Here is a 22,452-nt window from a genome sequence, read left to right on the forward strand (position 1 = left end):
TTCAATATACAGTTTTTAGAAATAAAAAATCAACTTTTCTCCCTTATTATGCTTACATATGATTCTTTCTAAAAACTTTAATATGTAAGGAACATAGTAAAATTCCGTATTAAATATATTCTATGTAAAAAAGCCCACACTAATGTGCGAGCTTTTTTATACTTATAAAATACTTATCGTTTTCCTTTTTCATAAGGAGTTCCTAATGCTTTCGGAGCTTCAGAACGACCTACAAAACCAACAAGCGCTAATATTGTGAATACATATGGTAATATCGTTAATAAAACACTTGGAATTTGATCTAATACAGGAATTGTTCCGCCCGTTACACTAAGAGATTGCGCAAAACCAAAGAATAGAGCTGCACCTAGTGCGCCTAGTGGATTCCACTTTCCAAAAATCATAGCAGCTAAAGCTAAGAAACCTTGTCCTGTAATAGTTGCCCCTGAGAAGTTATTAGAAATTGACATTGCAAAAATCGCTCCACCAATTCCAGCAAACACTCCTGAAATACAGACTCCAATATAGCGCATTTTATATACGTTAATCCCCATCGTATCCGCTGCCATTGGGTGTTCACCAACAGCACGTAGACGAAGACCGAACGGTGTTTTATAAATAACATACCAAACAACGAATGCTAAAATAATGGCAATATACGACGTTATTGGTACATTCGAGAAAAATATTTTCCCTAAAACCGGAATATCCGAAAGGCCTGGAATATCAATCTTTTCAATACGATACTGAATAAAGTCAGTCTGCCCTTTATCAAAAATCTTCTTAATTGCAAATACCGTTAAACCAAGAGATAAGAAGTTAATTGCTACACCACTTACAACTTGATCTGCTCGGAATGTAATAGAAGCTACCGCATGAAGTAATGCAAATAATCCACTACCAATTGCCGCAAATAATAACGCAATCCACGGGGTCATCGTTCCCCAAGTATCACCCATTAATAAGTTTGTAACAACTCCAATAAATGCACCAAATAGCATTAGTCCTTCTAATCCGATATTTACAACACCCGATCGTTCACTAAATACTCCACCTAGTGCTGTGAAAATGATAGGTGCCGATGTATATAACGTACCCGTCACAAGAATGGCTAATATATCTAAAAAGCTCATTTATTTCCCCTCCTTGCTCATGCGTGTAAGCGCCCATCTTAACACATAACTACATGCAACAAAGAAGATGATACATGCAATAATTACATTAATAAGCTCTGATGGTACATCTGCCTCAAAGTTCATTTGAGGGGAAGCACTTTTCAAACCACCAAATAATAAAGCTGAAAGGATTATACCAAACGGATTATTCCCTCCAAGTAATGCTACGGCAATCCCATCAAATCCTACTCCTGTAAACGAAGACATCGCGGTCATACTCTGGAATGTTCCTAATCCTTCCATCGCTCCACCAATCCCCGCAAATGCACCAGCAATTGTCATGGAGAATACTACATTACGAGAAACTTTCATACCTGCATATTGAGAAGCATGCTGATTAAATCCTACCGACTTTAATTCGTAGCCTAAAGTTGTTCGATCTAATAAGAACCACATTAAAATAGCGATTAATATTGCTACAATAATTCCCCAGTGAAGACGCGAACCATCAGTAATGCTAGCAAGCCAGTCTGAAGATAGTGATGCACTCTCTTTAATGTCATACGTTTTATCATTACCTTCATGTAAAAAGCGCTTAATGATGTCATATGTTACATATAATGCGATATAGTTCATCATAATTGTTACAATAACCTCATTAACTTGAAACTTTCCTTTTAAATATCCAGGAATGAAGCCCCAAATTCCTCCTACCAATGCTGCGAATAAAATAGATAATGGAATATGAAGGAAAGCTGGTAGTGAAACTGCATAACCGAACCAAACCGCTGCAAGCCAACCAACTAGCAATTGACCCTCTACCCCGATATTAAATAAACCTGTACGAAATGCAAACGCCACTGATAAACCAGCAAGAATAAGCGGTATCATTGTACGAAGCGTTTCACCAATCGCACTTGCGCTACCGAACATCCCTGTCCAAAGTGCACTATAACCTACAATTGGATCATAACCACTAACTAACATTACAATCGCTCCGACAAGTAAGCCAAAAATAACGGATAGTACTGGGACTAAAATATTTATCGTTCGTTCTGTTAAAAGTTTTTTAGCCATTTGTACCCACCTGCTCCTTCTTTGTTCCCCCAGCCATTAACAATCCAAGCTGTTGTTCATTCGTTTCTTTCGCATCAACTATTGCTACAATTTTCCCTTCATAAATAACAGCAATTCGATCGCTAACATTTAAGATTTCATCTAACTCTAGTGATAAAAGTAATACACCTTTCCCTTTATCCCTTTGCTCTATTAATCTCTTATGAATAAATTCAATTGCTCCTACATCTAAACCACGTGTTGGCTGTGCTGCGATTAATAAATCTGGATCACGGTCTACTTCACGTGCAATAATTGCTTTTTGTTGATTTCCCCCAGATAGAGCGCGTGCTAAAGTTTGCTCACTAGGTGTACGTACATCAAACTGTTCAATAAGAGCCTTTGCTTTTTCTGTAATTTTGCTGAAATTTAAAATCCCTTTCTTTGAAAACGGATTCTTATAGTACGTTTGCAGAACTATATTATCTCTAACAGAAAAATCAAGGACGAGTCCGTGTTTATGACGATCTTCTGGAATATGACCAATTCCTTCTTCTGTTATTCTTCTAACAGGCCAATTTGTTATTTCTTTCCCTTTAATTGCAATAGAACCTGACTCAACTTTTCGTAAACCAGTAATTGCTTCTATTAATTCACTTTGTCCATTTCCATCAATCCCTGCAATCCCAACAATTTCCCCCGCACGAACAGTTAAGTCAAGGCCTTTTACAGCAGGTAGTTGACGTGCATCGTGAACAACAAGATTTGCAATTGAAAGTACCTCTTCTTTTGGTTTCGCGTCTATTTTTTCTGTTTTAAAATTCACTTGACGTCCGACCATTAATTCTGCAAGTTTATTTTCATCCGTATTTGCAACGTCAACCGTTCCAATTCCTTTTCCTTTACGAATAATCGTACAACGATCGCAAACTTCCATAATTTCTTTCAACTTATGTGTAATAAGAACAATAGATTTTCCTTCTTGCACAAGCTTTTTCATAATTTGAATTAGCTCATGAATTTCTTGTGGTGTTAACACAGCTGTCGGTTCATCAAATATTAAAATTTCTGCACCGCGGTAAAGAGTTTTCAAAATCTCAACACGCTGTTGCATACCCACTGAAATATCCTGTATTTTCGCATATGGATCTACAGCTAAACCGTATTGTTCAGACAGTTTTTGAATTTCTTTAGCAGCTTCCTCAACAGCAATTTTCCCTTTTTTCCTCGGTTCATTTCCGAGAATAATATTCTCTGTAACTGTAAAATTATGAACAAGCATAAAGTGCTGATGAACCATTCCAATACCAAGGTCATTTGCCACATTCGGATTGGTAATATTTACAGACTTTCCTTTAATTTTAATTTCACCTTGTTCTGGTTGGTACAAACCAAATAGTACATTCATCAATGTGGATTTCCCTGCACCATTTTCTCCAAGTAAAGCATGTATCTCACCCTGCTTTACTTGCAGCGTAATATCATCATTCGCTACAATGCCTGGGAATACTTTCGTAATGTTATTCATCTCAATTACGTATTCCATTGTGTTCCTCCTTTTAACAGGGAACATTCCCTATTACACTATTAACTTATTAAGCAATTCGGAAGTTTTATACATACAAAGGTTAGTTCTATGAACTAACCTTTGCTATTTCTCTATTTATTTTTTTAGAGAAGCTTCATATTCTTTATACTCTTTATCTGTAGCCGGTACTTTAATTTCACCGTCTGTAATTTTCTTTTCAAATTCTTCTACTTTTGTTAAAATTTCAGGGTTAACTTTTTTCACGTTATCAGTTGTTTTTGAAATACCAATACCGTCATCTTTTAAACCAAACGCTTCTACTTTACCGCCTTTTAACTTACCGTCTTTCGCTTCTTGCGCTACTTTTTCAACAGCGATATCTACACGTTTTACCATTGAAGTTAATGTTACGTTTTCAGGCATACCTTCTTGGTTTTGATCACGGTCAACACCGATTACCCAAACATTTTCACCTTTTTTCTTACGGTTTTTCGCTTCAGTGAATACACCGTTACCTGTACCACCAGCAGCATGATAAATTACGTCTACGCCTTGACCATACATTGCTGATGCAAGAACTGTACCTTTTTCAGGTTTATCGAATGCTTCTGCATATTCAGATACGATTTCAATGTTTGGATTTACTGCTTTTGCACCCGCTTTAAATCCATTTTCGAATTTACTAATTAAATCACTCTTCATCCCACCAACAAATCCTACTTTATTCGATTTTGTTGACATAGCTGCTACCGCACCTACAAGGAATGAACCTTCATGATCTTTAAATGTAATGCTCGTTACGTTTGGTGCATCTACTACAGTATCAACGATTGCAAATTGTTGTTTTGGAGATTCTTTTGCTACTTCTTTAATTGCACCTTCTAATTTATAACCAATTCCGAAAGATAAATCATACTTATCTTTTGAAAATTTCTTTAAGTTTGGAATATAATCCGCTTCTTTTTCAGACTGTAGGTAACGATAATTTGTCTTTTCCTTTAATCCGTTATCTTTACCAAACTTTTTTAGTCCTTCCCAAGACGATTGGTTGAACGATTTGTCATCAACGCCCCCAACATCCGTTACCATACCGACCTTGAAGTCTTTCGTGTCTTTCTTATCACTGCTTGCCTTATCCGAGTTACCACATGCACCTAAAACTGTACTTGCTGCTAATGTTAATGATAATAAAAGACCTGCTTTTTTCTTCATACTAGAAACCCCTCCAAAAATGATATATATTTTTTTATTCTTTCGCTGCTGTCCCTTACTTCTTGCTGTCACCTCCCTAAAAAGGAACTTACCTACATACGCTTTCTTAATACGTGGAAGCTAAACTTATCAGCTCTAAAGTAATTGATAGAATATAAGATTGGCTCATCATTTTGATCATAGTGCATTTGTTTTAATACAAGCAGTGCTGTTTCAGGCTCACATTCTAAAATCGGTGAGATTTTAGGGTGATAGCCAATTGGCTCAATGTGAGCAACCGCATATGTTATGCGCTTATGCGTGTTATTATGTATCACCGTTAATAATGACTCCTCATTGTAACCCGATAAATCTGGCAATATTTCTTTTGCAAGTTTATCGATACAATATACAACAGGTTCCCCATCTGCTGTACGCACGCGTTCAATCATCACTGCATTGAAACCATCTTCACTATTAAACTTCTCTTTTTCCTCTTCTGTTAAAGTTGTAGTAGATGATGATAAAAAGATCGTTCCTGGTGTTTTCCCCACACTAGAAATCATATCTGTAATACTAGAAAGTTGTTCTATTCCAGAAGAAAATAATGGCTTTGCATTTACAAATGTCCCTACACCATGTCTACGAATGACAACATTTTCTTCTTCTAAAATACGTAACGCTTCCCTTAAAGTCGCTCTACTTACGCCAAGTTCTTTCGCTAAATCAAACTCTGATGGTAACTTTTGTCGTTCTTTATAAGCCCCATCTTTAATTTTTTCTTTGATGTGATCAATCACCCGTAAATATAGGTGACGACTATCGGATTTTACTGACATAAGACTCCCCCGCATTTCAATTATTCGACCTCTGATGTAAGACTTCTTTTCTCTTTTTTCAACTTACAACATAGTACAAATGACTAACCACTAAAAATAAGCGCAATTGTCGAATAAATAATAATAATTTTTTAAAATGAAATTTTCACTCTTTACTGTATAAAAAAAACTTTGCACCATAAACATTCCTCATTTCGAGAAAAAGTTCGGCACAAAGATCCTTTACATCCTTTGTTACACACTTTTCCCCTCATAGTCTAGCAATTCATGGTTGCCAGGTAGAAACTTATGGACCTTATCTCCAAGATTATATGAGGCAGTGATTCTTTTCGAAGTAATCTTACCACTTGCTCTCATACGTGTCAACAAAATCCAACATTTTTCTGCATTAAATATCGAACATTTACATAAAACATACTCAAAGTATTCGTATTCTAAAGATACCCTCTAAATGTAAGCCCTTTCTTTATTGCTGAGTATAGTATATAACAAAAACACTATATAAAAAAGCCTAATTGTAAAAACAATTAGGCTTTTTTAAGAACTTTTTTCTTGTACATCATTAATGAGTACTTCTCTCGGTTTACTACCTTCATATGGACCTACTACACCATTCATTTCCATTGCATCAATTAGACGAGCAGCTCGCGTATAACCTACTCTAAACCTACGTTGTAGCATAGAAACAGATGCTGTTTGCATTTCCACTACAAGTTGAACCGCTTCATCATATAATTCATCTTCTACTTCCTGCTTCGTATCAGGAACATCTTGCGGAATCATATCTTCTTGATATTGTGCTTTTTGCTGTCCAATAACATATTCTACAACTCTCTCAACTTCATCATCTGATAAAAATGCACCTTGTACACGTACAGGTTTCGATGCACCAATTGGTATAAACAGCATGTCGCCACGACCTAGTAGCTTCTCTGCACCACCACCGTCAAGAATTGTACGAGAATCTGTTTGAGAAGATACAGCGAATGCAATACGTGATGGAATATTCGCTTTAATAACACCCGTAATAACGTCAACTGACGGACGTTGCGTTGCAATAATTAAATGAATACCAGCAGCACGAGCCATTTGCGCTAGACGCATAATCGCATCCTCTACATCAGACGAAGCAACCATCATTAAATCTGCTAACTCGTCCACAATTACTACAATATACGGTAATTCGGGTTGTTTCGCTTCTGATTGACTATTATGCTCTTTTATATAATCGTTGTATCCTTCAATGTTACGTGTACCACTATGAGCAAACAATTCATAACGACGTTCCATCTCACTCACAACTTTTTTCAATGCTTGCGATGCTTTTTTCGGATCAGTTACAACTGGTGTTAACAAATGAGGCACACCGTTATATACATTTAACTCTACCATTTTCGGGTCAATCATCATTAATTTTACTTCATGTGGTTTTGCACGCATTAAAATACTAACAATAATACCGTTAATACATACACTTTTCCCGCTCCCTGTCGCACCAGCTACGAGTAAATGGGGCATTTTATTTAAACGGGCTAATACAGCTTCACCTGTAATATCTCGGCCAAGACCAATTAACAACTTCTCTTCCGGATGATTGTTAGCCTTAGAATCAAGAACTTCCCTCAGCGTTACCATCGAAACTTCTGAGTTCGGAACTTCGATCCCTACAGCTGATTTCCCGGGAATTGGCGCTTCAATACGAATGTCCTTTGCAGCTAATGCAAGGGCTAAATCATCACTTAAACTGACAATTTTGCTTACCTTTACCCCCATATCAGGATACACTTCATATTTTGTAACTGCAGGACCTCTATGCACTTTTGTTACTTTCGCTTTCACTCCGAAACTTTGGAATGTACGTTCTAATTTACGAGCATTCTCATAAATTTCCGCATTTTCATTTGTAACTTGCTTATTCTTTGGAAATTTTAATATATCAAGTGAAGGAAGCTTGTAATCTTTATTTTCTACATTTGAAAATTGCATAGGAGGTGCTTGCGCTTCACTCTCTAACGATTCAACGATTTTTTCTCCACGCTTTTTCTTTGATTCTTCAATTGGTGGAGTCTCTTCAATAAACGGTGAAGTGATCAAATCTTCTTGCTCTACTTCAATTCGTTTATCCTCTTCTTCATTTGCAGGATAATTCTCAGTGAAATTTGAAATAATTGGCGGATCAATTTGGATTTCTTCCATCGGCTCAATAACTTCTTCTTGTTCTGCAACACGTTTGCTTCTTGTACTTCTTGTTGTTTTTTTCTTTTCTGTTTGTTCAGCCGTTCTTTTGGATCTCCAATCTTTATAATCCCCTTGCATCACTTGAAATTGACTTCTAAGAATTCTACCAACTGGAGCTAACACTTCTCCAATATGTTTATTTGTTATACAAAGTACCCCAAGAATAACTAAAATAATTCCAATGATATAGGCTCCTACTTCGTCGAATAAGAAGTAACATGTCGCGAACATAAGCGCACCAAACATACCACCGCCTAAATGAACGCTATCTGGCCCTTTTTTCATTTCAAGAAAGAAGTTATCTTTCGTACTCACAATAACAGAAGTATTTTGCACTGCTCCATCTTTTGTAAGAAGGTTAAATAATGTAATATGACTAAACATTAATATTGCCAATACAATTAAATAAAATCCAATTAACCGTTTATTTAAAAGGTTCGGCCATCCGCGTTTTATAACAAAGGAAACCGATAAAGCTATTACACCTAACACACCAATTATGTACCACTCACCAAAGAAGAAGCGAAAAAATAACACAAACGATTTCCCTACAACGCCTAGCTGTAAAATCGTAATGATTGAAAGTGCAAAAAGAGTTAAACCGACGATTTCATAATACAAAGTTGGCTTTATCGTACGTCTTGCCTTTGCCTTCGTCCCTCTTTGCTTTTGTTTTGCCATTTCTTCACCTCGTGTTCTACATATAAGTAAAGCTCCCCTAAAAATGCTCTATTTATATGTCTGTTTTCTCTATTTTTCAGGTCTTTATATCTTCTATTTTTACACTTCTTGTAAAATGCTAAATAAACAGAAGAAAGCAGCCTACTCATGGCTGCTCAACCGTCTTGTTTTTTATATTATACCATAGCTTCTAAACAAAATCCTTCTTTTTGCTAAAAGGTTATTTTCTGACCGGGCTCAAACTCTAAATAGTGAAGTGGGTCCGTACTTAGCACACGTACAATAGAATAACACCCATGTTCCTCTTCAGAAACCATTAATTCCACACCATTTATATTTACAACTTTTTGACTTTCACATTGTGAATAATCGGCCGGATACACAAGTTGCTCTGGCATAATTGTATATAAAATCATTGTAACATTGTCCCTTCTGCACTACCTTCCGCGCGAACATCTATTAATTCGTTTAATTTTCGAATCGCATTTCCAATACCACCAACATCATCTATAAGACCGTACTTTACTGCATCTCCACCAATTACATTCGTCCCAATATCTCGCGTTAAATTTCCTTTCGCAAACATAAGCTCTTTAAAACGATCCTCTGTTACTTTCGAGTGCTTCGTCACAAAACGAATAACTCTTTCTTGCATCTTATCCAAATACTCAAATGTTTGCGGCACACCTATGACAAGACCTGTTAAACGAATTGGATGAATTGTCATCGTCGCAGTTTCCGCAATAAACGAATAGTCAGTAGAAACAGCAATCGGTACACCGATGGAATGTCCCCCACCTAAAACTAGAGATACTGTTGGTTTTGAAAGTGAAGCTACCATTTCTGAAATTGCTAGTCCAGCTTCAACGTCACCTCCAACCGTATTTAATATTAAAAGCAAACCTTCAATTTTCGGATTTTGTTCAATCGCAACAATTTGCGGAATGATATGCTCGTATTTTGTTGTTTTATTTTGCGGCGGTAATTGAACATGACCTTCCACTTGTCCGATAATCGTTAAACAATGAATACGTGATTCATTCATCTGTGGTACATTTGTCTGTCCAAGCTGTTGAATTTTTTCTACTATTGAAGCCTCTTTTCCAGCTTCTTTTGGCTCAGTTTCTTTTTCTTCATTTGTATATCGATCACGTTCTGTCATTTCGCATCCCCTTTCACTCGTATATAACTATTATTTCTTAAGTTATAAATTTCATTCGATAGGGTTAAAAAGAAAAAAAGATCACCCATAAGGGTGATCTTTTTTATACTTCCATAATAATCGGTAAAATCATAGGTTTTCTCTTTGTCTCTTCGTACAAGAACTGTCCTAATAATTCACGAATATTTTGTTTTAACATTGACCATTCAATCGAATATTCTTTAATTGACTGCTCAACAATCATACGTACAATCTCTGTAGATCGTTCAATTAACGCTTCTGACTCACGAACATATACGAAACCACGTGAAATGATTTCTGGACCAGAGATAATTTTCTTTTCATCTTTACCAAGCGTTACAACTACTACTAATATTCCATCTTGAGATAACATCTTTCTATCTCGAAGAACGATATTACCAACGTCACCTACACCTAATCCATCAATTAAAACATTACCAGCTTGTACTTTACCGACTAAGTTCGCTTCATCGTCACCAAAAGCAATTACATCGCCTTTTTCTACGATAAAGATATTTTCTCTTGTAATACCTACATCTTCAGCTAAATACGCATGTGCTTTTTGCATACGGAACTCACCATGTACGGGTACAAAGTACTTCGGTTTCATTAAATTTAACATTAATTTTAATTCTTCTTGGCTACCGTGACCTGAAACATGAACTTTTCTTTCGCCGTAATAAACAACTTCAGCTCCAGCTCTAAATAACAAATCAATAATTTTTGATACAGATATTTCATTACCCGGAATTGGCGAAGCAGCAATGATAACAGTATCACCTTTACGAATTGAAATTTGTTTATGTGCTTGTTTTGCCATTCTAGATAGAGCAGCCATCGGTTCACCTTGACTACCTGTCGTTAAAATAGCTACCTTTTTCTCTGGGAAGTTGTCTACTTCTTGTAATGAAATAACCATACCTTCTGGAACATCTAAATAACCAAGACGTCTTGCAATGTCTACTACTTTCACCATACTACGTCCTACTACCGCTACTTTTCGCCCTGTTTCGGCAGCTGCATCAAATACTTGTTGAATACGATGTACATTCGATGCAAATGAAGCAACGATAATACGACCTTCTGCGCCGTAGAACACTTTAGAAATTTCTACACCAACTTCTTTTTCAGAACCTGTATAACCTGGGCGCTCTGCGTTTGTACTATCAGATAATAAGCAAAGTACGCCTTCATTTCCAATTTGAGCCATTTTCCCAAGGTCTGCTCCACTATTTCCAATTGGAGTTTGATCGAATTTAAAGTCTCCTGTATATACGATTGCACCTTTTGATGTATGGAAACAAACACCAACAGAATCTGGAATACTATGTGTCGTTCCAAAGAATGACACCGTTGTAGTATTAAACTCTACTGTTGAATTTGAATCGATTGTTTTTAAGTCTACACGACCTAACATACCCGCTTCGCCAAGTTTTTCTTGTATAAGTCCTACTGTTAATTTCGTTGCATACACTGGAATAGATAATTTACGAAGTACGTAAACAATACCACCAATATGATCTTCATGACCGTGAGTAATAAATAAACCCTTTACTCGCTCTTGGTTTTCCACTAAATATGTAATATCAGGAATAACGATATCAATTCCAAACATTTCATCTCCCGGGAACATTAACCCTGCATCCACAATAAAGATTTCAGAATCAATTTCAACACAGTACATGTTTTTCCCGATTTCACCTACTCCACCAAGAGCAAATACTTTAACAGACTCATTCTCTTTTCTCTTCATGTTGTTGCCTGGTTTAAAAATCTTGCAAACACTGATTTCACTAAAATTGCAGAGACACCAGGGGAAACTCTACAACCACCATATATTCACCGTCCAAGACGAATGTCCTTACCGTTATGCGATATCATGTCCTTGTTTATTTTTTAAACCAGGTTTCACCTCTCTTTCATTATATAAATCAAATATCTTATTCGATATGATATGAAAATGTAATTAAATTATAATTTTTCCCAATTTTGCTAAGCATACCCGTACTAAGCTACTTAGCCATATTATACCTGATAGAAGAAATAGAACACAAGTTAAATCGTGCGAAAGAAAAAGTAAAAGAAAGGAACAGTACTAAAAGTATATGGCTTATTTCCGCTGCTTTTATACTCCATGTTATTTGAAAAAAAAACCCCTAAACACTTTAAATTACTTTCATTTGATGGATTTCCTAGATTTTTTTCTTGAATTGCACAAAAACACTTATAAAATGAAACTTTTTTTATAGATTACGTCATATTTGAGGCAATTCCTCTAAAAACATAACCGAAAGTATTTCCTGTACTAGCAACTACTTTTCAACAAAATTAAAGATGTAAGATCCTTTTCTTATAAACATTGCATTACATGACAAAAAGCTATGAATTACAAAATCCCGCTAAAAATTTAATAAGGTTAAATTTTTAGCGGGATTTGACAGTCACTATCGAGAACAAGAGGTTGAAACAAAATTAACGAAAGGACCATATCATACTTTAGCCAGTAGAGAACGCGTAGCGTAATATACTCGTTTTCAACATAAAATGTTTTCTATATAGGGTCATATACAGACGAGAAAGGCGAGCCTAAAATCATTTTACAAAAGATTCACATTAAAACAGATTCAAACATTTTCATATCAATAAAAAAATGACCTAGTTCCACACTAGGTCATTTTTATTAACGAGGAATAGATTGCATTACAGATTGTAACGTTACTCTTTCTTCTTCTGTTAATGGAAGAAGTGGTAAACGTACAGAACCTACATCTAATCCAACCATTTGTAACGCTGTTTTTACTGGAGTTGGACTTGGCGCCATAAATAACGAATCAGTTACTCTTACAAGTAATTGATGTAATTTTTGCGCCTTCTTAAACTCTCCTGCTTGAAATGCTGTAATCATTTCTTGCATTTCGTTTCCGATGACATGAGATGCTACCGAAACGATACCTTTCGCTCCAACTGCCATAGCCGGTAACGTTAAACCGTCATCACCGCTGTATACCGCAAAGTCGTCCGCTGTTTTTTCAATGATTTCTGTCATTGTTAACACATCGCCGCCGGCATCTTTAATAGCAACAATGTTTTCTATTTCTGATAAACGAACAACTGTATCAACGGAGATTTGTACAATAGATCGTCCTGGAACGTTATATAGCATAACCGGAAGCGGCGTGCTTTCAGCAATTGCTTTAAAATGCTGATACATTCCTTCTTGACTCGGTTTGTTATAATACGGTGCTACTAGCATTACTGCATCCACACCAACTTCTGTTGCCTTTTTAGTTAAGTCAATAGAAGCATGCGTATTATTGCTACCTGTTCCAGCGATTACGGGCACTCTTTTATCGACAACAGATACGACATGGCGATATAACGCTACTTTCTCTTCTGAAGTTAATGTAGGAGATTCGCCTGTCGTTCCTCCTACCACGATTGCTGTTGTACCGTTATCAATTAAATAATTTACCAATTTCGTTGTCTTCGCAAAATCGATATTACCGTTTATATCAAACGGTGTTACCATCGCAGTTGCAATTGTCCCAAAATCTATCATGGTCTCACTCCTTATTGTTCCAGTTGCTTTTCTTTTGAAAGCTCAAACGCACTATGTAATGCATTTACAGCCTCCACTAAATCAGTTTCTTTTACAAGAACCCAAATTGTTGTATGACTATCTGCCGATTGCAGAATTTGAATACCTTTTTCTGCTAAAGCTGTAACGATTTTCGCAGTAACCCCTGGGTATCCTGCCATTCCAGCTCCAACGATAGATACTTTCGCACAATGCTCTGTCACAATTGGCTCATATCCAAGGTTCTTTAATAATTTAACTGCATGACTTGATACATTATCACTCACCGTATATGCTACGCCAGTAGGTGAAATGTTAATTAAATCGACACTGATTCCTTCGTTCGCCATTTCTTTAAACACATGTTGCTGCAAATCATATGCCGTTTCTTTTGCAAGCACTTTAATTTGCGTTACGTTTGATACGTGGGCAATACCTGTAACAGGACGTTCTTCTACATCACGACCTCTTGTAGCACCGTCATATGCTGAAATAAGCGTACCTTCACTCTCAGAATACGTAGAACGTACACGAAGCGGTACTTTTGCATGCATCGCAATTTCAACTGCACGTGGATGAACGACTTTCGCACCTTGATAAGCCATGTTACAAATTTCGTTATACGTTACAGTTTGAAGATGACGTGCATCTTTTACAATACGAGGATCCGCAGTCATAACACCTTCTACATCAGTGAATATATCGATGTATTCAGCATGAAGCGCAACACCTAATGCTGAAGCTGAAGTATCGCTACCTCCGCGTCCAAGTGTTGTCGTATCACCTTTTTTCGTTTGCCCTTGGAATCCTGTAACGACGATTACATCTACATTTTCTAACTCTTCATGTATACGATCGCAATTCATTTCAATAATCTTTGCATTCGTAAAGTCATCATTCGTTACAAAACCAGCTTGTGCACCATTTAATGCTGCTGCTTTTATACCGTTCTCATTCAACATATTAGAGAAAACAATTGCAGAGATTAACTCTCCGCACGATAATAATAAATCTTGCTCACGTTTAGAAATAGTAGATTCCTCTTGATTTACAAGACTTAATAACGTATCCGTTGCATATGGTTCACCTTTACGACCCATAGCAGATACGACAGTAACTACTTTATAACCAGCAGCTAATGATTTTTTTATATGATGAAGCGCATGCTTACGTCCATTGTCATCACGTACTGATGTGCCACCAAATTTTTGAACAATTATTTTCATATTTTGCACCTTCTCTTAGCCGTTTACACTAATTGTAATTTTACTAAGCGCTCTGCAATTTGAACAGAATTCCATGCAGCGCCTTTTAATAAGTTATCAGATACGACCCAAAGATGGAATCCTTTATCGTTATTTAAATCTTTACGGATTCTTCCAACGAATACTTCGTTTTTACCTACTGCAGTAGCTGGCATTGGATATAACTGCTCTTCTGGATTATCTTGCAGAACAATACCTTCCGCATTTGCAAGTAAGCTCTTTAATTCTGCTACTGTTACGCCTTCTTTTTCTACTTCGATGTAAACAGACTCAGAGTGTCCTGATACAACTGGTAAACGTACACATGTTGCCGCTACTTCTAATTCAGGCATATGCATAATTTTTTTCGTTTCGTTAATCATTTTCATTTCTTCAAATGTAAATCCATTATCTTGGAACTTATCAATCTGTGGAATCGCATTAAAAGCAATTGGGAAATGCTTCTTATCACCTGATACAGGAAGAACATTTGCCTTAACTTCTTCGCCATTTAAGATTGCTTGTGATTGTTCATGAAGTTCTTCAATAGCTGCCGCACCAGCACCTGATACAGCTTGATATGTGGAAACGATTACTCGTTTTAAACCATATTGCTGACGAACTGGCTCAAGAGCTACTACCATTTGAATTGTAGAACAGTTTGGATTTGCAATAATGCCATTATGTTCTTTTAAGTCATTTTCATTTACTTCAGGTACAACAAGTGGCACGTTTTCTGTCATACGGAATGCACTTGTATTATCAACAACAATCGCACCGCGTTTTGCTGCTTCTGGCGCTAATTGTTTCGATACAGATCCACCAGCACTAAATAGTGCGATATCTACTCCTTCAAAGCTTTCAGGAGTTGCCTCTTGAACTGTAAATTCTTCGCCTTTAAATACAAGTTTCTTACCTGCAGATCGTTTAGATGAAAGTAACGTTAACTTCCCAATCGGAAATTCTCGTTTCTCTAAAGTATTTAACATTTGTTCACCAACTGCGCCGGTTGCTCCAACTACAGCGACATGAAAAGTTTTTTGCTTTTCCATCACTATGCCCCTTTCTAGATACCAATCCTTCTATAACTTAGAATCAGAAGGAGTATACAATACCCCTTCTAATCTTAATAACGTTAATTTTATCATATTCTACAGTAAGAATGATGGTTTCATCAAAAATTGTCCGTTTTTTTTCGTTTTTTAATTCATATATCTGAATTTTTCTACGACCACCGGTTGCAATTGCTTTCCTTGCAGTGCTTCTAATACTGTGTCTTCCAGCAGCTCCATGCGAGCTACCATTGAGTTGGGTTTTTTCTCTGGTGCATCTTGACCGAATGGAACGAAGTAGATGTTTTTTGTTGCCATTAGGCGCATGAGATTTACCCCATTTAATCCTAATGCATCATTCGTCGAAACCGCCAATACGACAGGCTTGCCATTTCTTAACGTCGCTTTTGCTGCCATTAGTACTGGAGAGTCTGTCATTGCATTTGCAAATTTACTCATAGAATTTCCTGTTAAAGGAGCGATTACCATGCAGTCTAATGGAATTTTAGGTCCAAGTGGCTCTGCTCCAACAATTGAATTAATTGCTTTAAAACCTGTTATTTCTTCAATTTTCTTAATCCACTCTGCTCCTTCTCCAAATCTAGTATTTGTTGATTGAACAGTGTATGAAACAACGGGACGTACTTCTGCCCCTTCAGCAATTAATTTTTCTAAGTGCGGCATAACTTCCTCATACGTACAATGTGAACCCGTAAATCCGAAACCAATTCGTTTCCCCTTCAAACTCATTTCTTTTCCTCCTCCTTTGCAATTGCATCTGCTGCTAATAACTGAGAAAGAACATTTGCTAAAATTTGCCCAGCCGTTTTGGGAGCAACAATACCTGGTAATCCAGGTGCTAGCAACGCTTTGACTCCTCTTTTTTCCGCATATCTAAAGTCAGTACCGCCTGGTTTAGAAGCTAAATCAATCACTAACGTATGAGCTGGCATTTTTGCAATAACATTCGCTGTTACAACGAGGTGCGGAATTGTATTGATTACAATATCGATATTTCCTACTTCTTTCTCTATGTCTTGCATATGAAAAGGAGAAAACATCATTTCTGTAATACGTGCAATATGTTCAGATCGTCTTGCTCCAACTTTGACATGGGCTCCTAATGATTGAAATGCTCTCGCAACACTCATTCCTGTTCTACCAAATCCTAGAACCATTACATTGGACCCATGAATTGTATAGTCGGTATGTTGAATTACCATCATTAATGTACCTTCTACAGTTGGAATAGAATTGTATATTGCCACATCATCACGATCAAATAATTTAACAAGTTTTCGGTTCGTAGTAGATACGAGATTTTCCAAGTAAGGTGTACCAATACCCGAATATATAGTAAAGTGTTCTGGTGTATTTTCAATTTGTTCTTTCGTTATTGAAACTTTTTCATTTGAAAAAATAGTATCTACTTCTCCTTTAGCATTTGTACCTGCAACCGGCAAAATAATTGCGTCTACAGAAGTGAAATCTAAATTTTGTATACTTTCTTTTGCTGCCCCTGTGAAACCATGATCTAACTGATCAAACCCTATCAAAGAAAGTTTCGCATCCAATTCAACTAGCTTACGAATTACTTCTAGCTGCCTTGCATCTCCTCCTATGACAGCAATATGCATCTCAGTCAACATTCCCTAATTCACCTTCTTTTTCTGTCATTTATAAGAAAAGTGCCTACTTTTTCTTTTTCCTCCACATCATATGTAATGTACGAGTTTATGGTGATTGAAAATCCAAATGCACATATGATTTATCAGGTTTCTATGTAGATACAAAAAAAGATGACCAAAATGGCCATCCTTCACTCCGAATTTGAACGATCTATACTATCACAAAGAAGCATATCATGTCCGACTTTCTTTATTTGACTCCATGCCACCCTTACTTCTTGTGGTTCCTTTTTAAAACCTCCCCACTTCCCTACAGGTATTATAAGTGTTTGTATTTGTCCGTCTTTCTCATTAATCTCTAAATCCATATAACCTAAGACTCCCATTTTTTCCGCTTTTTCTATATCTACAACCTCTTTACCACTTAATTCACTTAATCGCATACATACTCCACTCCCACTACTGAATTTTTCATTTGCATTGTCTATAATTAGTACCTATTCTATATGTATAAAAAAAATAACCTTCTCTCATTTAAAAAGAGAGAAGGTTATTATCAGATACATCATAAAAATCGATTATAGTTTTATTCCTTTTGGAAGTTTTCCATCTGGACTAATAAGTGCCGCAGAGAATTCATCAGTAAACATGTTGCGAATTAATCCGTCCACATTTTCTTTTGTTACAGTGTTTACACTTTCAATAATCTCATCAAGTGAACGATGTTTACGAAGAAGCAATTCATTTTTACCGTTACGGCTCATACGGCTATTTGTACTTTCTAAACTTAACATTAAGTTTCCTTTTAATTGCTCTTTACTATTCATAAGCTCTTTTTCTGTAATACCTGTATTTTTCAATGTCTCTAATGTTTCTTGCATTGTTTCATACAGTGTATCTAATTGTTGGCTACCTGTTCCACCGTAAAGTGTTAACATACCTGTATCTTCATAAGAAGAGTGGTAAGAAAATACCGAGTAAGCTAATCCACGTTGCTCACGTACTTCTTGGAATAAACGGCTACTCATGCTACCGCCTAAAACATTATTTAATACAATTAAGTTATAAATATCTTCGTGTCCCATTTGTAAACCTTTATATCCTAGACATAAATGAGCTTGTTCCGTTTCCTTTTTACGGGCTACCTTATTAAAATGGAAAATTGGGCTATGTACTTGTTCACGGTTTGTTGTTCCTTCATAACTACCGAAATATTGCTCCACTGTTTGTAAAAATGCTTCATCAATATTTCCTGCAACTGATACAACTACATTTTCAGGTGTGTAATGATCTTTTATATATTGACGTAACGTATCACCTGTAAACGTATTAAGCGTTTCTTCTGTTCCTAAAATAGGATATCCAAGTGGATGCGTTTCATATGTTGCTTTCGTTAACATATCATGCACAATATCATCTGGCGCATCTTCGTACATTTTAATTTCTTCACATACGACATTCTTCTCTTTTTTCAGTTCTTCCTCATCAAATGTTGAATTAAAGAACATATCTGCTAAAACATCTAAAGCATATTTAGCATGCTCATCTAATACTTTTGCATAGTAACAAGTATATTCTTTTGAAGTAAATGCATTCACTTGACCACCAATGCTATCAAATGATTCTGCAATCTCTCGTGCACTACGTGTCTCTGTCCCTTTAAAGAACATATGCTCTAAAAAGTGAGAAATCCCATTATTTTTTTCATTTTCATTTCTTGATCCCGCATGGATCCAAATACCAATTGCAACCGATCTTACAGTTGGTATATTCTCCATAACTATTCTTACACCATTTTTACAAGTATATTTTTTAATCAAAAACTTTCCTCCTACTGCCAGTTTCTCTAAATAAAACGCTATTATTTAATGATAACAAGTTTAAGGATGAATGTCATGCAAATGTATTTAATCCACACGTTTTTCATCCAGTAATTCAGTTATATTCCCCACTTTATATCCTTGTTCCTTCAATTTTGTAATCATTATATCTAAAGCCTCTGCTGTAGACGAAGTAGGATGCATTAATATGATAGCACCTGGATGTATTTTTCTCATTACTCTCTGCAATAGTACATCTGGCTCAGGTCGCTGCCAATCAATCGTATCTACAGTCCACATAATCGTTCCCATTTGAAAATCATCTGCAATCTTTACGACTTCATCTCGAAAGCTTCCACTCGGCGGGGCAAACCATCTTACTTTTTGATTCGTTGCTACTTCTATCATTCGATTTGTTTTTTGTAACTGATCTCGTATTTCATCTGAGGATAACGTTTTCATATTAGGGTGTGTGTATGAGTGATTTCCAACTTCTTGTTTTGCATCGACAATCATTTTTGCAAACCGCAAATTTTCTTTCACCCAACGTCCTTCTAAAAAGAAAGTGGCCTTCACATCATGCTTTTTCAAGATTTCTAATATGCGAGGCAAATACTCATTTCCCCATGCCACATTTATTGTTAATCCTACCATCTTTTTATTTGGATGCCCTCTATAAATTGGAGCTGGTGATAAATCTTCCAAATGAACACTCGGTGAGACTTCTTTGAATTCAAGATATTTTTGATCAAATTCCTTTAGCTTCTTCATATTATTATACGATGCTTCAATATCCACTTGTCTTCCATTATATCCAGGTGTTGCCTTCCATATTTTATCAATCATCGCATTTTGAGGTGCAATCTCATACTGTTTTGCATGCTTTTGAATTTCTTCATGCAAGTTATCTTGTGCAAAAACAGAATAAGAGCCTAAACTGACATATAAAGAAAATATACATATGTATGCCAATATACGAACTTTCATATAAACCCTCCCAAATTAACTATATAAAAACATTTTCTTCTTATCTTTGTTAATTTGAGCGTTATAATGAAAACTATACCTATACCGACATAAAAATATATGAACATCATGTTTTTTACATAACAAAAAAAGCCAGTTTAACTGGCTTTTACTTATTGCTGCTCTTGTTTGTCTTCTTCTTTAGCAGCTTCTTTTTCTTGCTCTTCTTTTAGCAATACTTTTCTAGATAGATTTACGCGACCTTGCTTGTCAATCTCGATAACTTTAACTGTAATTACATCACCGATTTTCACAACGTCTTCTACTTTACCTACACGCTCAAGTGCAAGTTCAGAAATATGAACTAATCCATCTTTACCGCTGAATAATTCAACGAAAGCACCGAATTTCTCAACACGTTTCACTTTTCCTTCGTAGATCTCACCTACTTGTACTTCGCGAACGATATCTTCGATAATCTTCTTAGCTTTGTCGTTCATTTCTTGATTTATTGATGAAATGAATACTGTACCATCTTGCTCGATGTCAATTTTAACACCAGTTTCTTCAATAATTTTATTGATTTGTTTACCGCTTGGTCCAATAACGTCACGGATTTTATCTGGGTTAATTGTCATTGTAATAATCTTTGGAGCGTAAGCTGATAATTCAGTACGTGGCTCTGCAATAACAGATAACATATGATTTAGAATGTGCACACGACCAATTTTCGCTTGTTGTAATGCCTCTTCTAAAATCTCACGTGATAAACCATCGATTTTAATGTCCATTTGCAGTGCAGTTACACCTTGTGCTGTACCTGCTACTTTAAAGTCCATATCACCTAAATGATCTTCCATACCTTGAATATCAGATAAAATTGTGTAATGCTCACCAGATTTAACCAGACCCATTGCAATACCTGCAACTGGAGCTTTAAGTGGAACACCCGCATCCATCATTGCTAAAGTACTACCACAAATACTTGCTTGTGAAGTAGAACCATTTGATTCTAATACTTCAGATACAAGGCGTACTGTGTATGGGAAATCTTTTTCAGATGGAATTACAGGCTCAAGTGCGCGCTCTCCTAGTGCCCCGTGACCAATTTCACGACGACCTGGTCCACGCATCGGTCTTGTTTCACCAACACTAAATGATGGGAAATTGTAATGGTGCATAAAGCGTTTTGATTCTTCTACACCAAGACCATCTAAAATTTGCACATCGCCTAATGCACCTAATGTACAAATACTTAATGCTTGTGTTTGTCCACGTGTGAATAAACCAGAACCGTGTGTACGAGATAAAATACCAACCTCTGATGCTAAAGGACGGATTTCGTCACCTTTACGGCCATCTGGGCGAATTTTTTCAACTGTAATAAGACGACGTACTTCTTCTTTTACAATTTTATATAAAATCTCATTTACTTGTCCTAATGTATCAGCGTCAGCTTCTTCAGCTTCGTAATGCTCAATTACACGCTTTTTCACTTCGTTAATTGCATCTTCACGTGCATGTTTCTCATGTACTTGAATTGCAGAATGCATATCCTTCTCAGCCATTTCACGTACAGCTTGATTAAGATCAGCGTCAACTTCATAAAGTTTCACTTCTGATTTCTCTTTACCTACAGCTTGTACAATCTCTTCTTGGAATGCAATTAAACGTTTAATTTCGTCATGACCAAACATAATTGCTTCTAACATTGTTTCTTCAGGCACTTGATCTGCTCCTGCTTCAACCATGTTAATCGCATCTTTCGTACCAGCTACAACTAAGTGGATATCACTTTGTTCTTGCTGTTCTACTGTTGGATTAATAACGAATTCGCCATTAATACGACCAACTGTCGCACCAGCGATTGGACCTTCAAATGGAATATCTGAAATCGATAACGCTAATGAAGAACCAAGCATAGCTGCCATTTCAGAAGAACAATCTTGATCAACACTCATTACAATGCTGACAACTTGCACTTCGTTACGGAAACCATCTGCGAATAGCGGACGAATTGGACGGTCGATTAAACGACTTGCCAAAATTGCTTTTTCACTTGGACGACCTTCACGCTTAATAAAACCGCCAGGAATTTTTCCGACTGCATATAAACGCTCTTCATAGTTTACTGTAAGTGGGAAAAAATCTACATTTTTAGCTTCTTTTGATGCAGTTGCTGTAGATAGAACCGCTGTATCGCCATATCTTACTAATACTGCTCCGTTCGCTTGTTTGGCAAGCTGACCAGTTTCAACTGTTAGCTGGCGACCAGCTAAATCTATCGAGAAGACTTGCTTTTCTTGACTCATTTAAGTACCCCTCTCAATTTAA

Annotated in this window: 18 protein-coding genes and 1 riboswitch; all 18 genes read right to left on the bottom strand. The window is 36.4% G+C overall.

Annotated elements, in window-relative coordinates; translation table 11 throughout:
* Nucleotides 1–173 precede the first annotated feature (173 nt).
* Nucleotides 174–1,133, bottom strand: a complete 960-nt coding sequence (locus DOS87_RS21165) for an ABC transporter permease (RefSeq protein WP_000008857.1) — start codon at nt 1,131–1,133, stop codon at nt 174–176.
* On the bottom strand, nt 1,134–2,192 hold the full coding sequence (locus DOS87_RS21170) for an ABC transporter permease (protein WP_001085255.1): 1,059 nt from the start codon (nt 2,190–2,192) through the stop codon (nt 1,134–1,136). It abuts the gene before it with no gap.
* The gene (locus DOS87_RS21175) at nt 2,185–3,717 is read right to left on the bottom strand and encodes an ABC transporter ATP-binding protein (RefSeq protein WP_000456928.1); all 1,533 of its coding nucleotides are present in this window, start codon (nt 3,715–3,717) and stop codon (nt 2,185–2,187) included. Before DOS87_RS21175 ends, DOS87_RS21170 begins: the two co-directional genes overlap by 8 nt.
* 117 nt (nt 3,718–3,834) lie before the next feature.
* Nucleotides 3,835–4,911 carry a BMP family lipoprotein gene (locus tag DOS87_RS21180; protein ID WP_000725767.1) on the bottom strand — a complete coding sequence of 359 codons (1,077 nt, stop codon included), beginning with the start codon at nt 4,909–4,911 and terminating at the stop codon, nt 3,835–3,837.
* 92 nt (nt 4,912–5,003) lie between these two features.
* Nucleotides 5,004–5,729 carry a GntR family transcriptional regulator gene (locus DOS87_RS21185; RefSeq protein WP_000114182.1) on the bottom strand — a complete coding sequence of 242 codons (726 nt, stop codon included), beginning with the start codon at nt 5,727–5,729 and terminating at the stop codon, nt 5,004–5,006.
* 233 nt (nt 5,730–5,962) lie between these two features.
* Nucleotides 5,963–6,064, bottom strand: a riboswitch (purine riboswitch).
* A 202-nt stretch (nt 6,065–6,266) separates the two neighbouring features.
* Nucleotides 6,267–8,648 carry a DNA translocase FtsK gene (locus DOS87_RS21190; protein WP_097891001.1) on the bottom strand — a complete coding sequence of 794 codons (2,382 nt, stop codon included), beginning with the start codon at nt 8,646–8,648 and terminating at the stop codon, nt 6,267–6,269.
* A 212-nt stretch (nt 8,649–8,860) separates the two neighbouring features.
* Nucleotides 8,861–9,064, bottom strand: coding sequence for a YlzJ-like family protein (locus DOS87_RS21195; protein WP_000605020.1), 204 nt, complete (start codon nt 9,062–9,064; stop codon nt 8,861–8,863).
* On the bottom strand, nt 9,061–9,810 hold the full coding sequence (tepA, locus tag DOS87_RS21200; protein ID WP_000139825.1) for a translocation-enhancing protein TepA: 750 nt from the start codon (nt 9,808–9,810) through the stop codon (nt 9,061–9,063). Before tepA ends, DOS87_RS21195 begins: the two co-directional genes overlap by 4 nt.
* Nucleotides 9,811–9,913: 103 nt before the next feature.
* Nucleotides 9,914–11,584, bottom strand: a complete 1,671-nt coding sequence (locus DOS87_RS21205; protein ID WP_000823089.1) for a ribonuclease J — start codon at nt 11,582–11,584, stop codon at nt 9,914–9,916.
* Between the two features lie 927 nt (nt 11,585–12,511).
* A complete protein-coding gene (gene dapA / locus DOS87_RS21210) occupies nt 12,512–13,390 on the bottom strand; it encodes a 4-hydroxy-tetrahydrodipicolinate synthase (RefSeq protein WP_000564763.1) in 879 nt (292 codons plus the stop codon).
* 11 nt (nt 13,391–13,401) lie between these two features.
* Nucleotides 13,402–14,634: an aspartate kinase gene (dapG, locus tag DOS87_RS21215; RefSeq protein ID WP_000692456.1), complete on the bottom strand. Its 1,233-nt coding sequence runs from the start codon at nt 14,632–14,634 to the stop codon at nt 13,402–13,404.
* Between the two features lie 23 nt (nt 14,635–14,657).
* A complete protein-coding gene (gene asd, locus DOS87_RS21220; protein ID WP_000414846.1) occupies nt 14,658–15,704 on the bottom strand; it encodes an aspartate-semialdehyde dehydrogenase in 1,047 nt (348 codons plus the stop codon).
* A gap of 150 nt (nt 15,705–15,854) precedes the next feature.
* Complete coding sequence (gene dpaB / locus DOS87_RS21225) at nt 15,855–16,454, bottom strand: dipicolinate synthase subunit B (protein WP_000053596.1); 600 nt, start codon at nt 16,452–16,454, stop codon at nt 15,855–15,857.
* Nucleotides 16,451–17,353, bottom strand: a complete 903-nt coding sequence (dpaA, locus tag DOS87_RS21230) for a dipicolinic acid synthetase subunit A (RefSeq protein WP_000954735.1) — start codon at nt 17,351–17,353, stop codon at nt 16,451–16,453. The genes dpaB and dpaA overlap by 4 nt, the downstream gene beginning before the upstream one ends.
* Nucleotides 17,354–17,523: 170 nt before the next feature.
* On the bottom strand, nt 17,524–17,775 hold the full coding sequence (locus DOS87_RS21235) for a YlmC/YmxH family sporulation protein (protein WP_001239759.1): 252 nt from the start codon (nt 17,773–17,775) through the stop codon (nt 17,524–17,526).
* A gap of 135 nt (nt 17,776–17,910) precedes the next feature.
* Nucleotides 17,911–19,152 (bottom strand): M16 family metallopeptidase, encoded by a 1,242-nt coding sequence (locus tag DOS87_RS21240; RefSeq protein ID WP_000593001.1) that lies wholly within the window; start codon nt 19,150–19,152, stop codon nt 17,911–17,913.
* A gap of 87 nt (nt 19,153–19,239) precedes the next feature.
* The gene (locus tag DOS87_RS21245; protein ID WP_000868223.1) at nt 19,240–20,139 is read right to left on the bottom strand and encodes a polysaccharide deacetylase family protein; all 900 of its coding nucleotides are present in this window, start codon (nt 20,137–20,139) and stop codon (nt 19,240–19,242) included.
* 152 nt (nt 20,140–20,291) lie between these two features.
* The gene (pnp, locus tag DOS87_RS21250; protein WP_000076744.1) at nt 20,292–22,430 is read right to left on the bottom strand and encodes a polyribonucleotide nucleotidyltransferase; all 2,139 of its coding nucleotides are present in this window, start codon (nt 22,428–22,430) and stop codon (nt 20,292–20,294) included.
* Between the last annotated feature and the right edge of the window lie 22 nt (nt 22,431–22,452).

Origin of the sequence: Bacillus sp. CR71 (genome assembly GCF_003429245.1) — a bacterium.
GTDB classification, from domain to species: domain Bacteria; phylum Bacillota; class Bacilli; order Bacillales; family Bacillaceae_G; genus Bacillus_A; species Bacillus_A thuringiensis_S.